Source organism: Bacteroides sp. HPS0048 (genome assembly GCF_964240755.1).
Taxonomy (GTDB): Bacteria; Bacteroidota; Bacteroidia; order Bacteroidales; family Bacteroidaceae; genus Bacteroides; species Bacteroides nordii.
Genome location: NZ_CAXSVC010000027.1, coordinates 23,364 through 38,426, shown reverse-complemented (window position 1 = coordinate 38,426; position 15,063 = coordinate 23,364). Strand labels below are relative to the sequence as shown.

9 protein-coding genes are annotated in these 15,063 nt (G+C 39.9%); all 9 read right to left on the bottom strand.

What is annotated here, in order from left to right:
* Positions 1-185: 185 nt before the first annotated feature.
* On the bottom strand, positions 186-1,199 hold the full coding sequence (locus ACESQI_RS18090; RefSeq protein WP_122200790.1) for a low specificity L-threonine aldolase: 1,014 nt from the start codon (positions 1,197-1,199) through the stop codon (positions 186-188).
* A 147-nt stretch (positions 1,200-1,346) separates the two neighbouring features.
* Positions 1,347-3,620: a family 20 glycosylhydrolase gene (locus tag ACESQI_RS18085; RefSeq protein WP_373126650.1), complete on the bottom strand. Its 2,274-nt coding sequence runs from the start codon at positions 3,618-3,620 to the stop codon at positions 1,347-1,349.
* Between the two features lie 33 nt (positions 3,621-3,653).
* Positions 3,654-6,233, bottom strand: a complete 2,580-nt coding sequence (locus tag ACESQI_RS18080; protein WP_373126649.1) for a glycoside hydrolase family 3 C-terminal domain-containing protein — start codon at positions 6,231-6,233, stop codon at positions 3,654-3,656.
* Between the two features lie 11 nt (positions 6,234-6,244).
* Positions 6,245-8,443: an alpha-N-acetylglucosaminidase gene (locus ACESQI_RS18075; protein WP_373126648.1), complete on the bottom strand. Its 2,199-nt coding sequence runs from the start codon at positions 8,441-8,443 to the stop codon at positions 6,245-6,247.
* Positions 8,444-8,539: 96 nt separating this feature from the next.
* Positions 8,540-9,373, bottom strand: coding sequence for an endonuclease/exonuclease/phosphatase family protein (locus ACESQI_RS18070; RefSeq protein ID WP_373126646.1), 834 nt, complete (start codon positions 9,371-9,373; stop codon positions 8,540-8,542).
* Between the two features lie 53 nt (positions 9,374-9,426).
* Positions 9,427-10,569 (bottom strand): endonuclease/exonuclease/phosphatase family protein, encoded by a 1,143-nt coding sequence (locus ACESQI_RS18065; protein WP_002560931.1) that lies wholly within the window; start codon positions 10,567-10,569, stop codon positions 9,427-9,429.
* Between the two features lie 136 nt (positions 10,570-10,705).
* Entirely contained in the window at positions 10,706-11,791 is a 1,086-nt protein-coding gene (locus tag ACESQI_RS18060) for an endonuclease/exonuclease/phosphatase family protein (protein WP_002560930.1), read from the bottom strand.
* A 78-nt stretch (positions 11,792-11,869) separates the two neighbouring features.
* Positions 11,870-13,174, bottom strand: a complete 1,305-nt coding sequence (locus tag ACESQI_RS18055) for a T9SS type A sorting domain-containing protein (protein ID WP_007486111.1) — start codon at positions 13,172-13,174, stop codon at positions 11,870-11,872.
* Between the two features lie 73 nt (positions 13,175-13,247).
* The gene (locus ACESQI_RS18050; protein WP_122200794.1) at positions 13,248-15,056 is read right to left on the bottom strand and encodes a RagB/SusD family nutrient uptake outer membrane protein; all 1,809 of its coding nucleotides are present in this window, start codon (positions 15,054-15,056) and stop codon (positions 13,248-13,250) included.
* Positions 15,057-15,063: the final 7 nt, after the last annotated feature.

The window sequence follows — 15,063 nt, the reverse complement described above, 5'->3', positions numbered from 1 at the left end:
TACACTTATCCGAGTGTTAATTGTACACTTTTGCCATACTATATTGTACATTCTTACTATGCTAAAATGTACACTTATGCAAAGCAAGCCCAAAGGGTTAAAAAAACACATTAACAATATTAACAAACCGGTTATTTGTCAGACGAACCTGTTTTATTCCCTCCCTGCTCAAAAATAAGTTATTATCAGATATTTAGCAGATGAATAAATTGGTCAATATCCTCTTCTGTTGTATCAAATGAGGTGACAAGGCGAATTTCATTATTCCCTTCATTCCAGAAATAGAAGAAATAGGATTGAAGCATTCTGTCTATTACCGAACGAGGCATCGTCAAAAACAATTGATTACTCTGCATCTTTTGAGTAAAACAAACGCCCGGAAAATCTTTCAAAGCCTCATAAAGTTTACGAGCCATGGCATTGGCATGAGAAGCATTCTTCAACCAAAGCTCATTCGTCAGATAAGCGGTAAACTGACAAGAGAGATAACGCATTTTTGAAGCTAATTGAGCCGACTGTTTCCGTACAAATCTTGCTTCCGCTTTTAATGTATCATCAAAGATAACAACGCACTCTCCCATCATCAAACCGTTTTTGGTTCCACCGAAACTAAGAACATCAATACCACAATCTACCGTCAATGCTTTCAGAGAGAGATTGAGGGCAGCACAAGCATTTGCAATACGTGCACCATCCATATGAACGCGCATTCCATACTGATGTGCCAATGAGGTAATAGCTTTTAATTCTTCAGGTGTGTAAACAGTACCCAGTTCGGTACACTGAGAGAGATAAACAGCACCTGGCTGCGAGTGGTGCTGATCGCCAAAACCGTGAAGATAAGGAAGAATAAGTTCAGGGTTAAGTTTGCCATCCGGTGTAGCTACCGGACGAATCTGACAACCGGTCATCTTTACCGGAGCACCACATTCATCTACATATATATGGGCTGTTTCAGCACAAAGAATCGAATGGTAAGTCTTTGTCATTAGTTGCAAAGCAACCACATTACTTCCCGTACCATTAAATACAAACAGAGGCTCACAATCGGCAGTAAAGGTTTCTTTAATTTTCCGGACCGCTTCTTCTGTCCATGGATCATCACCATAACCCAGTGCATGATTCCGGTTAGCCTGCATCAGTGCTTCCATTACAGCAGGATGCACACCGGAATTATTATCAGAGGCAAAACTTCTCATAGTCTTTTTGAATAAAATTTTCTGCAAAGGAATAAAATTATTCTCAGAAAAAGGATGCCTCTAAATAAAGATTTATAAAAGAAAGAGCTACTTTTATCCCGATTGAAAAAAGTAGCTCTCCTTTATTATCCTAAAAACAACTCACACTCAATGTGTAAATGAAACCGGTAATTTCAACTCTTCACCTTTTTGTCCTATAATAAAACCTTTATTGTTCCACACACGGAGATACCCTCCGATATTATTATTAATAAACAACAGACGGAATGCATGTTTTCCTTGCTGCAAAGCAAGGGAAGTCCGGCTATGAGAATGACGTATCAGCTTACCATCATTGCTCAATACAACTTTCCCGTCTACCTGAAGTTCATCCATTTCGGTTGACAAATAATAGACTCCATCACAGGGAACCTCAAAATATCCAGAATAACAAAATGCCCCTTTATCTTCCAAAACCGGTTTTAATTCGAAATCCGTTACTGCCTTAGACTCTTTCCATACAGCATTTTCTGTATCCTTTACATAATAAAAATCTCCATCGGCATGTGTCAACTGTATGCCGGGTTTCGTATCATCTTTGTATGCCGGAAGTAAATCTTCTTTCACTACTTCAATCACCCGGGTTCTGCTCATCTTGCCCGAAGGCAAAAAAGTAGCAATACGTATCACTTGATTATCACTGACAATAATAGGGTCATTGTAAACTGTCGAGTGTATCGTTGGTTCACTTCCATCCAGCGTATAGACCATTGGCAGATTACGACTGTTCGAAAAGCTCAGTGTATCTGTTCCGACAATAGCAACACGATCTGCCATCGGACCTTCCGGCAGTGGAATATGATAATTGATGTGATGTTCATCCAGACGTACCAACTGGTTATTTAACCTGCGTTCAAAGGAGGCATAATCCTTCTTCTCCAAAGGAGTCCAGGTCAGTTCGGCTACTGCCAGTATTCTGGGATAAAGCAGGTATTCGGTATAATCCGGAGTAGTGGCATATTCCGTCCACATATTACCCTGGGCACCCAGAACATGGGAACGTAAATCTGCCGGTATTTTCTCCGAAGCAGGATTATAGTTATATGTTTTGCTCAGTAGTGTTGTAAAATTAATCGCAATAGGTTCTACCTCAATATTACCCTGCCCAAAATCAAGATACAACCATTTGGCAGGAGTCATGATGACATCATGTCCCATAGAGGCGGCTTCTATTCCCCCCTCTTCTCCACGCCATGACATCACTGTAGCCGTAGGAGCCAAACCTCCTTCAAGTATCTCGTCCCAGCCTATCATACTCTTTCCGTGTTCAAGAAGTACTTTCTCAATACGATGTACAAAATAACTTTGCAGTCCATGTGCATCTTTCAACTTCTCATCCCGTATGCGTTTCTGACATTTCGGACAAGCATTCCATTTCTTTTTCGGACATTCATCTCCTCCGATATGGAAGTATTTTCCCGGAAACAATGGGATCACCTCTTCCAATACATCTTCAAGAAACTTAAAAGTCTGCTCATTGCCCGCACAATACACATTTTCCTCTACTCCCCATTTGTTTCTAAGCTGAAAAGGACCTCCGGTACAAGACAACTCCGGATAAGCAGTCAAAGCAGCCAAGGCATGCCCCGGTAACTCTACTTCCGGGATAACAGTAATAAACCGTTCGGCAGCATAAGCCACTACCTCTCTTATTTGTTCCTGTGTATAGTAACCTTGATGAATGGTACCATCGGCATTGTGACGGATAGAACCTATTTCAGTCAGTTTCGGATATTTCTTTATTTCAATCGTCCACAAATGATCATTCGTAAGGTGCCAATGGAAACGATTTATCTTAAACATTGCCATCACGTCCAATTGTTTTTTCACAAAATCCACATCATGAAAGTGCCGGCTAACATCAAGCATCATTCCCCGATAAGGATAAGCCGGTTCATCCTCTATTACAACACAAGGAAGTGTCCATGCAACATCTTTCACCGGTTCTTCACTTTCAATCTCTGCAGGCAGAAGTTGCATTACAGTCTGCATAGCATAGAAGATACCGTGTGCAGACTTTGCCTGAACAGAGATTTCACGGGGAGTAACAATGAGCTTATATCCCTCGTCCTTCATACTTAAAGCAGGATTCAGAGTCAATCGGATACAGTTATCTTTTGCTTCTTTCACAATATCAGGACGATGTCCGGTAGAGTGTTGTATCTTTTCCGCAAAATAGCCGGCAACCGTTTTTAGACTATCATTATCAGTAACAAAAGCAGTTTGAGATGTTAATGTAAATTCACCGGTTTGTTGCTCTATCATTTTAGGCTCGGGCACAATATGAAGCCCTTCATTGTAAGATTTCACTTCATTTTTGTTCTCACAGGAGAATAATGTCACCAAGACAAAGAGTATCAGATAAAAAGATTTAATTCGCATATATTCTAAGTTTTATTGATAATAACAATTCATTTAATTTTCTCCATAATTGATACGGACATTGATAATTCCTAAATTGTCTACAGGAACTTCCAAAGATTGGTATCCTTTTTTCCTAAAAACCAAAATCTCATGGTTTCCCGCATCAATCCGATACTGCCCTTTATCATCACTCTGCCCCAATAGTTTTCCTGAACTCCCGGCATAGATATTCACACCAGCAATCAGAGTAGCCTGTACATCACGCACTTCACCATGAATAGAAATATTCTTGCTACTTTTAGCTACTTTCATACCTTCAGCAGAAGCCGAACGTTCAAAATCACCTACTATCACCGTTTTTCTTTGAAGGATGTTGTCAGAAGCAGTTCCTACCTGCAGTTCGAACTCGCCGGGTTCAACTATCCTCCTGTCTCCGGCATCAACAATATACAAATCTTTCACGGCAACTTTCAACCGGACAGTCCGGGTACTTCCAGCCTCAACCAATACCTTTTCAAAATCACGAAGCTGCTTAACAGGAGTGACCACCGTACTCACTTTGTCACGCACATACAATTGAACCACTTCCTTACCATTTCTTTTCCCAGTATTTTTTATATCTACTTTTACATATATCGTGTCAGTTGGATCATAGTGTTCCTTATCCGTTTCCATAGACTTGTATACAAAGGATGTATAAGTAAGCCCATGCCCAAACGCCCACAAAGGATCGGGACTGGAGAAAACATAATCTCTCCCCGGAGTTTCATAACTTCCGGGATTTTTATAAAAACCTTTGTCAGAAGGAAGATAGTCATAATAAACAGGCAAATGTCCCGTACTCTGGGGGAAAGAAAAAGTAAGCCTGCCCGAAGGAGAAATTTTGCCAAAAAGGATATCAGCAATCGAATTTCCGGCTTGTTCTCCTGCATACCATTGTGTCAAAATGGCCGGTATATGTTTCTTTTCCCAGGAAATAGTAAAAGGTTTACCGGTTACTAAGACCAGCACTACAGGTGTTCCGGTTTCATAAACCTCTTTTATCAACTGGCTCTGTGCTCCGGTTAGGTTCAAGTCATTTAAGTCAAACCCCTCTCCGCAAGTGGAGCTTTTATAATCACGAGCCAAAGCGGCACTGGCGCTACCACAAAAAACAATGGCTACCTCACTTTGCCGGGCTACCTCAACCGCCTTCTTTATCCCACTGGTGTCCAGAGAGACCAGACTACACCCTTTTTCATAACGCACCGTTACTTTGTCCCCCAACAGCTGTCTGATTCCAGCCAATGGAGTCACTCCGTCTTTATTATTACGGCTCCATGTATAATCACCAAATTGCACCTGGTCGGCATTAGGTCCGATTACTGCTACCGATCTTAACTTTTCGGCATTTAGTGGCAAAAGTCCGTTTTCATTTTTCAGTAATACTACAGATTCGTCTGCTATCTCTTTTGAAAGCTGCACTCCTTCCTGCGGATGCATCTTGCAATGAGCGTATTGTTCACCATAAGGATCTTCAAAAAGCCCCATTTTAAACTTCACATACAATACCCGGCGGACAGATTCATTCAGAATCTCTTCATCCAGTTTGCCTTCTTTAATAAGATCAGCCAATAACGGATAGCAGTTACTGGAAGCTTCTACGTCAAGTCCGGCAGTAAAAGCCTGCATGGCTGCTTCTTCCGAATTATGGGCTGTATAATGCAATGTTTTCAACATTTCAATCGCTCCCCAATCAGAATATACATATCCCTTAAATCCAAACTGATTACGAAGTACTTCAGTTAACAAATAATGAGAAGCAGAATTAGGAATACGGTTCCATGAATTATAGGTAGACATTACCGCCAGGACAGATGTATTCCGAATCACCATTTCAAAAGGTTTAAGATATACCTCGTGTAAATCACGGAGCCCGCATTCTACAGAAGCCAGATTCAAACCACTAAGAGGGTTGCCGTGTGGTCCGTAATGTTTCAGCATTGGCGAAATGCCATTATCCATATATCCCTTTACCTCTGCAATTCCAAACAGACCACAAAGAATCGGGTCCTCTCCAAAAGATTCCTCCACACGCCCCCAGCGTAAATCGCGTACTACGTCAATGCAAGGAGCCAATACCTGATGCATCCCCTGGGCATGCAGATCTTTCGTTATCATTGCAGCTTTACGATAGGCCAGTTCCGGAGAGAACGTACTACCAAGAGCCACATTCTGAGGATAGATGACAGAACCTTCATGTACAGAACCATGCAACGACTCCGCAACTGTAAATACAGGTATACCAAGCCGGGTATTCTCTACCATAAACTTCTGTACTAATTGCATATTTTTCCGGCAATTTGTACCTGTAAGCGGAAAACCCTCTACAAATCCCCAACTCATTCCTTTAGAAAAGGCTTTCAGTTTCTCTGTATCCAATGTTTGTCCATTGAATATATTCCAGGAATGGATATGTCTGATCTGTGCAACCTTCTCTTCCAGAGTCATACGACTTAAAAGATCATTCACTCTCTCCTCTATGGGCAGATTGGGTTGCTTATAAGGAAGTTCCTGAGCAAACACAGATATTCCCGACAGGAATAAACTACTGCAAAATAACAACCGGGATATACTCATTTTTATCATCATATACTTGTTTTTCAATTTTTCTGATAATTTTGTTCTATTTCGGTATGGTAACGTTTATATAGATCTTCAACAACGGCTATGGTTCCTTCAGGATTCACCCGCGAAAGATAAGTTGAATTAGTAAGTACCCATTCCTGTTCCATTTTGGAATAATCCGGATACGGCAGTTTCTTTCCATATAGCAAACTGGTTTTGTATGTCACATAAGCCTCCCAGCGAGGAAGATAAAAATCGATCAATAAACCACTCCATTCTTTGTTAGCATAGTCATGCAAATCCGAATCAGTATCCGTCCAGGTCGTAATCAGCCTCTTGGCATTGGTAACAAAGCGTCTCTTCTCTTCCGGTGTACACCCTGCCTTTTCTGCTTCTGCCAGCCACGTACCCAACATAAACTCCTTACGCGTAGATAGCAACCGGTCTTCATCCTTTATAATATTCAGGAACTTGCCACTATATTCCATAAAACGTTCTTTGTCTTTTTTCTGAAATGCCAGCACCATTCTTTCATGCAGATATTTGGCATAATCGGACAAAACCTGACGAGTGACATCCGTTAAATCGTATTCATACGTATCCGAATGATTAAATCTCTTACGCGATTGATAAAGAAGATCCCACGCTTTTACCACCTTCATCGGATCATAAAACATCACGGCATTTCCCCAGGTAGATACATGCTGAATGGTATCAGAAGGACGGGCACAGATATAAGACTCTACAGGACCTCCCAACTCATTATGACATTCGTAGATTGTTTCGGATAATAATTTCCAGGCCTTGTTACAATTGTTATCCTCTGTCCCATACCGATAATAGGTGTAATTGTCAAGCCATTGAGGAATATGAATGCTGTCCGTTCGCCAGGCCATATCATACACCATATCATAGACAACCGGGATGGTCCCTATTCCTTCGGGAGCCGTGCCAATACCACTTATGTTTTTCCCCATCGGATGGTGTTTGGCAAAGACTGGTCCTGACGCATAACTACTCATCTTACCATGCAATCCTGTTTTTCCTCCGAAATTGGGCAGAGCGCACCATATCCATTGATGATTCCAATGTCCTTCCGGCTTGTGGAACATGGAAGTTTTAACTCCCCCCCATTGCGGGCGTTCGCAAGCCATCAAATCCAGAATAATGGTTTCACCGGGCTTCAACCCCTCCATTAACTCTTTTACCGGATTGTGTTGCCATCCCTGTAATACCCACACAGCCTGCGGATTTACTTTTCGCATAGCCTGTAATATCTTTTGCGCAGCAAGTTTCACATTAATTCCCTCAGAGGTTCCTCCCTCATGAAAAGGGTCTCCACCAAAGAACTGTGCTTCACCGAATAAATTCTTTTGCTCTTCATAATAGATAGCAGCAAGTTTATCAAAAAGTGGATCGGTAGGATCCAGAAATGCAGGCCGTTGGTAAGTACCCCATATCCCCTGATCTTTAATGCGGGCATCGGGAAATTTTTCTTTCAATGCATTCGGAACCATACCATAGAATCCCTGAAACACGGGCTTCATTCCCAACTCCCTCATTCGCTTCAACATCTTCTGCTGCAAATCGGTCTGTCGTGCTATAAATTCCGGAGTTACCGGACCACCAAAACCTTCAAGATTTCCCATTAACCACCAGGCTTCATAACCTGCTCCCGGCAAAAACTTGCGTATGTCATCTTCACTGAAGTTTAATCTCCGCAACGTATTCTGCCATACCGCATACTGACTATACACAGCCATCAGCGGCATATTGATACCTTGAAGTGCCATTCTGTCTATCTCTTTCTCCCATTGTTCCCAATCCCAAAAAGCCATGGAATAACTGTATGTACAGTAATTCAAATAATAACGATAGGGAAAAGAAGCCGTAACTCTCACTTTTTCTCTAACCGGTGGCAAGGGCACGGGTAACTCTGATAAGTTATTGCCACACCACGAAACCGATTTGTGGCAATAATTCCTCAAATAATGATTCAATCCCCGCGCTATAGATACACCATTATTCCCCCTGATGATAATTCTATCATCTGCAGCCTGCTCCAGTTCAAAAAAGTCGGAATCCGAAGAAAGCTTCTCGAAGACGAAGGAAGAAGAATTATTGTCCGGCAATAACCGTTCTGCTAATTCACTAACAGGTTGATCAGATTCAGTAGACATTGAACATCCATACATTACCATGGATGTAAAAAAAAGTAAGAGGATTCTTCGCATCAGCATATATTTTAATTAATTAAGATCATGCAAGTGTCTCTACGAGATATTTTTACTCGTAAGGGGGAGAGACCTGCTATCGGACAACTATTATTTTTAGAACTTCACATCTACAAAAACGGGATAATGATCGGACACAGTAGCTGTATCCACACTCTTACCATCCACCGAAACAGTACGTAAAATGTGTGTCCGGAGAACTTTTATTTTTGAAGCTTTTCTGTTTTTCAGCAACAGGACATAATCAATTAGAGCTTCGGAGTCTGTTCGTCCCGGGATAGAATTTCCTGTAGTATCACTAATAATATCAAAGTACTTTATCCACACCGGGAATGCAACACCACCATTGGGCCAGCGATGAGAATCATTCAAGTCACCGGCAAGAAATACCGGTTTACTTTTTTTCCCGATCCAATCGCAAACTATTTGAGCTCCTTCCCTACGCTTCTCGTCATTCAGATCTGAGTGCGTACCTATAAATATAAAATTTTTCAATTCCACAGCTACCGCTGCCCGGGTTTCATCACCTGGTAAATGAATGACCTGTATCCCCTTAACGGGCAACGTATTCTTTACCAATACTCCACAACCTATACTACCTCCGTCAAATGGAGCTGCATTGCCATAATAAGGTACATATCCGCTACCAGCTGCATCAGCAATCTCTTTCAACAAATAACGCGCCCCTCTACCTACAGCAGCACTATCCAACTCTTGCAAAGCAACCACATCCGCATCCAAAGCCTTTATCACTTTACCAAGATTCTCAATATTATCCTTGGTCAACTCACCCGGATCTGTAGCTCCTTTACAATAATGAGTATTGTAAGTTAATATCCTTATTGCCTTCTTTTCCTTTGGAAATGTTTGTGCAGATAAAGTCACCATAAAAAGGACCGACATAAAAAATGAAACAACTATCTTTAGCATAATATTAAATATTTAAGTCACAATAAATCAAACGGACTGAAGCATTCGTGTTACTACTTTATAAACTTTTGATTATAAACCATGTGTCCACCTGTTGCATGTAAAGTCAAAAAGTAAGTTCCCTTTTGTAACTGCCCAATAGGTATAAGTTGACGATTCTCATTCACGCTTCCAATATTGATACAGCCACCTGAAATAGAATATATTTTATAAGAGAAATCGCCTTCCATACACTTGTCAACATACAAACTATTTTCTTTTTGGATAATAAAAAATGAATCTTCTTCCAAGTCACTTATTCCTACTGATTTATTGTCTCTGATATCAAGAATAACAGGTACATGGTCCGATGCATACTCTACCAGTATCTGAGTTGGTTCATTGGGGATTTGCAGCATACCTCTCACCGCATGGGTTGATACGACCGAATACTGACTTTCTCCGTTGTAAGCATGATACAAAATATAATCTATAGTATTTTTATTATTCGGATTGCTGATTGTATATTCTGTTGTACTAAATAAATCCCATGTATCATTAAAGTAATTTGTAAAAGCTCCCCCATTCCATCGATGAGAATCATTCAAGTCTCCAGCTAAAAAAGAAGGTTTACGCATATATTCCAATTCATTATTGATAATACCGGCACTAATGATTCTCTGCTCATCATTCAAATCCAAATGTGTACACATGAAATAAAAACGGTCGGTCATAATGCGAAGCATTAAACGATCCTTATTCTTAATCGGAGGATTGGAACCGTACACTGTTCCCGGCAACTTATATTTACGGACCTGCAACACTGGATATTTCTTTTTTATTAAAATACCCAATCCATAATTTCCCACGTCAGCCAAATCACTCATTCCATAAATAACCTCGTAGTCTATGCCAGAAGCCTTTTGAATCTCTTCCAGTAAGAAACGTTTATTTATATTGCCACTATCCAATTCCTGTAAAGCAACAACATCCGGATCAAGTGCCTTGATTATCTTCCCAATCCGTTCCGTATTCTGCTTATCGGTTTTACTTCCATCCTGATATCCGTCAAACCCTCTACAATAAGCTACATTATAAGTCATCATACGTATGACTCCCGGCTCTTTGGAATATGTCTGAGCAGACAACGTAATAACAGACAGAACGAATACTAATGTTGATATCACTTTTTTAACCATCACATCCAGAGTTATCATATTTCTATAAATTATTTACCAAACTTATACATCACTAAGTGATTGCTACAAGCAGAGTTACAGTATCCATCGAAGTCATATCATTAAAATACAACTCCAAAGTAGTTTTATTCCTAATATAAGCTCCGCTCTACCGTTAATTCTTCATTATTTTTTCTACAATATATTTATTGCCAATTATAATCTTTACCAAATAAATTCCTTTGTTCAAACCAGATAAACTTACTCTATCAGTGTTTTCACCATATACCTCTTTTATTTTTTGTCCGGTGATTTGATATATTTCTACGTTATCAATATCTTCTGAAGACAAAATTGTTATAGACTCATGTTCTGAATCATAGTACAATTGAACATTTTTCTTCACTTGGTCTGTTATTCCGGTTGCACCCGGTAATTCTACATCTACAAAAACCGGATAATGATCAGAAACATCTTTTAGATCCACATTTGATCCGTTTATTGTTAAACTCCTTACAATATGCGTATCAACCACTTTTATTCCGGAGTTGTTATAATCCCGAAAAAGGACATAATCGATAAGTGCACTATTATCTGTCCTGCCCGGAATCGAATTACCCTCCGTATCACTCGCTATTTCAAAACAATTCATTAAAGTAGGAAATGCAATTCCACCATTTCCCCAACGATGTGAATCATTCAGGTCACCGGCCAGAAAAACCGGTTTACGAATGTAATCTAATTCAGTACTGATAATCCCCGCTCCCTGAATACGTTTATTATCATTCAAATCGAAATGAGTGCTCATAAAGACAAAATCTTCAAAATCCGTTCTGACCACTACTCTAGGCTCATCACCCGGCAAAGGAATTTTTTTCACTTTAGTTATAGTCAAATCCTTTTTTACCAATGTACCACATCCTATACTACCTCCATCGTAACTAGCCGCTTTGCCGTAAACCGGAGTATAATTAAGTCCTGTAGCTTGTGCTATTTCATTTAATAAATAACGTTTTCCACGACTATTAGCCGCACTGTCTAATTCCTGTAAAGAAACGATATCTGCATCAAGCGTTTTAATCACAAGAGCAAACCGTTGTGTATTATAACTATTGATATTTCCTGGATCAGTACCTCCTTTACAATAATGCGAATTATAAGTAAGCAATCGTATTACATTAGCCTTTTTAGGATAAGTCTGAGCAACAATGTTTAAACAAAAGCATAAGGCTCCAACTAAAAGAAGTAGATATTTTTTCATAATCGTTTCTTTATTTTAGAAGATATATCAATTATAACCTAATTGATATATCTTCCATATTTCACATAATCAATATTCTTATTTTTTTATTATCTTAGCAACTTTTTCTCCGTTCGAAGTAAGTACCTTAACAGTATACAAACCTGCTGCAAGTTCAGAAATATCAATTGCGTTCGTTACATCAGAAACATTCTTAACACACAGACCTGTCAAAGAATAAATACGAACAGCTTTTACACCGGAAGTATAAATATTCAATGTATTTTCTGCTGGATTAGGTCCTACTTTAACTACTTCCTGATCCACATTCCGAATACCTGTACCACTATATTCTTTAACCACCTTCACCCAAACTGTATTTAATGCCAGGAGTGGATATGATTCATTTCTCAATTCGCAACGGAAAGTTTTACCTGCAAAATCATCTGTTTCAAAACAGAACCATCCGTCCGCCGTAGCCGATGACGGTACTATCGTTTCCCCATCCTCATTCTTCCAGGTATAGACAGTCATCTTTCCATCAATATCATACTCTTGTGACAAATCTATATCATCTCCAATTTTAATTTCATATATCTTTTCTTTTTCATTATACTCACCGATAGGAAGTCCTCCGGCAGCCAACCATTGATCTTTATAACCTGTTTTTATGATAGCACCGGTTACCGGATGTTTAGGCAATGTAGAAAAGGTATAGAGATTGTTCTCTATATTGAATAGCCAGTCAATTAGTACTTTTTCTCCTAAATTATCGGCTACAAGAGAAGTTTCGTCCCGAAATTTATTCTTGTACGCCTCAATCTGGCGTAACTTACCGGTAGAGCCGCTGATATCTAACTGTTCGAGATTCGAATTACGTTTTGTACTTATATAACAATCCTCAGTAGGGTTATTCATACATATTTTTATAGTATTAATTTGTGAATTGGCTATTTTTACTGTAGTTGCATTACAATTACTAAGTATAAAATTACCTTTCAAATCAGCAACTCCCGGAATAGCAGGATTCCATTTGTCGTCATCCTTATTAGTAATTAAGCAAATCCAGGATGCTCCACCATTGTAAGGAGCATTTTTTTTGAATCCAAAACCAAATACAGTAGGAGCATAATCTGCTGTCGCTCCGTCAGCCCAAACCTTTCCATCCGCATTTTTCCATGTATTAATATCATCCCAGCTAAATTCAGAAGCAGTGGTTACAATTCCCAAAACCTCTGCATTGCATTTTCCTTCTACAGCTGAAGGCTGTTTCATAAATGCTGCTATTTCTGCAGCCTGTACAGGATCAACATTGAAAATATGTTGTCCAAAACCTGTTGTTACACATAAAGAAAGTAATACGGTTGACAATACTTTCTTTCCAATTAAAGTAATACTTTTCATAAGTTTATTCATTAATAGTTAAACAATTATTTAGTTAAACAGGAGCCGCCATTAAACGGCTCCTATTTAATTCTTAAAAATCCAATCCATCAATCCAATTCGGATTCTGCGTAATATTTCCATTAGTCAGTACCCGGTCCTGAACCGGTATAGGATAGAAATAATCCCGATCCTCACGCCATGTACGAGGTTCATCTTCGATGTCATGGCAAATGATGTTTCCGGATGTTCCGTCAGTCAATTTAAACTCATCACCAAGTTTATAGAATTTACGAATGTTTTTCACTAATGCTCCTGACGGCCTTTTGCCTGTATAAATACAGATATCTACCTTGGCATTATCGCGAAGCGTTCCATCATTCATATCGAATACTCCAAACTTGTTTTCGCCTTCTCCTTCGTTGAGTCCCGAGAAATACATTCCTTTAAAAGGCTGTTCAAAAGTTTTGCCCTCTTTCCAACGCATGATATCATAATAGCGGAAGCCCTCAAGTATCAGTTCGATGGTGCGTTCACGACGAATTTCAAGAATAACTCCTTTATTGGCACCGGATACATTGACATATCCGGTTTCCTTCGCACTCAAGTAAGGATCAGGATTGGCATTGGCTGCCGCCATATCTATATTAGGCATCCCTACACGATCCCGGATGTGTTTGATAGAATTGTTCAAATCACTTTGTGTCAGTGTACCCCGCTCGGCTTTAGCCTCAGCAAAGTTCAAATACACTTCACTCAAACGGAACAGAATGTAATCGTTGGACGATCCTAAATAACCGTCACCCGAAGCATCGGTCACCCATTTTATAATCTGATATCCGGTAACAGAAGAGTTAAAATTCGGAGACTCTACAATATCACTATTAATGCGCGTATACCCCGGGCTTACAACTGTTTGTGTCAAGCGCGGATCACGATTCTGCATTTCATCATAATATTCCATCGTTTCGTAATTTGCCTTATCGGTAAAGCGGCTGCCATCAGTCATCAGATAACTGTTCACTACCTTCTTATTCATACCGGGACGGCCATAGGTAGGCGCCATTGTATTGTAATTGGCTTCATGCATAACACCCTTCTCTTTGTCATAATCTCTCGCCAGAATCACTTCCTGCGCTATGGCATTCATCGAAGAGAACAAGTCGCGATAAGGTTTTTCTCCATCTTTATATATGGAATAAGGGCTTGTTTTAATAAAATCATCAGATACCTCAATACACAGATCCAGGAATTTTTCAGAGCCGTCGATCCCATGGTATTTGCGGAAAGTACCTTCAAACAGACATATTCTCGACTTTAAAGCCATAGCCGTCCATTTAGTAACCCGATACAGTTCTACTTTATCAGAGATATGTGCAATGGCATAATCAATATCTTCCAGTACTTTATCCATGACAAAAGCTCTTGGATCACGCGGTTTCTTCAATTGTTCATCGCCAGAGAGAAGTGCTTTGTCACACCAAGGAACATCACCGAAGCGTTTCACTTTTTCAAAATAAAAATAAGCACGAAAGAAACGGGCTATTCCATCATAATGCTCCCGTACTTGCTGATTGGTACAACGGGAAGAGTGTTCCAGATAAAAATTGATATTCCGCAGATATCCCCAATCCCATCCACCACCGGAGGTAGGTACGGTACGGGTTCCGAGCACCTCCGAAGAGAGGTTGAAAGTACATACTACATCTTCTTTCTCACCATATCCGGACGGAGCTCCCGGAAACATCCCATAAAAATTATTTGTGGCGGTCTTCAACTCCTGCTCATTGTTATAATAAGTTTCCGGAGAAAGAGAATCCAATGGGAAGCGATCCAACATATCAGCACAGCTGCTGGTGCATAAAAGCAACGAAAAGGCATATATATATTTCTTCATATCCATCTATATT

Excerpts from the sequence above, each read along its gene's own strand:
- ACESQI_RS18090 (WP_122200790.1), bottom strand. The coding sequence starts at position 1,199 with ATGAGAAGTTTTGCCTCTGATAATAATTCCGGTGTGCATCCTGCTGTA.
- ACESQI_RS18085 (WP_373126650.1), bottom strand. The coding sequence starts at position 3,620 with ATGCGAATTAAATCTTTTTATCTGATACTCTTTGTCTTGGTGACATTA.
- ACESQI_RS18080 (WP_373126649.1), bottom strand. The coding sequence starts at position 6,233 with ATGATGATAAAAATGAGTATATCCCGGTTGTTATTTTGCAGTAGTTTA.
- ACESQI_RS18075 (WP_373126648.1), bottom strand. The coding sequence starts at position 8,443 with ATGCGAAGAATCCTCTTACTTTTTTTTACATCCATGGTAATGTATGGA.
- ACESQI_RS18070 (WP_373126646.1), bottom strand. The coding sequence starts at position 9,373 with ATGCTAAAGATAGTTGTTTCATTTTTTATGTCGGTCCTTTTTATGGTG.
- ACESQI_RS18065 (WP_002560931.1), bottom strand. The coding sequence starts at position 10,569 with ATGATAACTCTGGATGTGATGGTTAAAAAAGTGATATCAACATTAGTA.
- ACESQI_RS18060 (WP_002560930.1), bottom strand. The coding sequence starts at position 11,791 with ATGAAAAAATATCTACTTCTTTTAGTTGGAGCCTTATGCTTTTGTTTA.
- ACESQI_RS18055 (WP_007486111.1), bottom strand. The coding sequence starts at position 13,174 with ATGAAAAGTATTACTTTAATTGGAAAGAAAGTATTGTCAACCGTATTA.
- ACESQI_RS18050 (WP_122200794.1), bottom strand. The coding sequence starts at position 15,056 with ATGGATATGAAGAAATATATATATGCCTTTTCGTTGCTTTTATGCACC.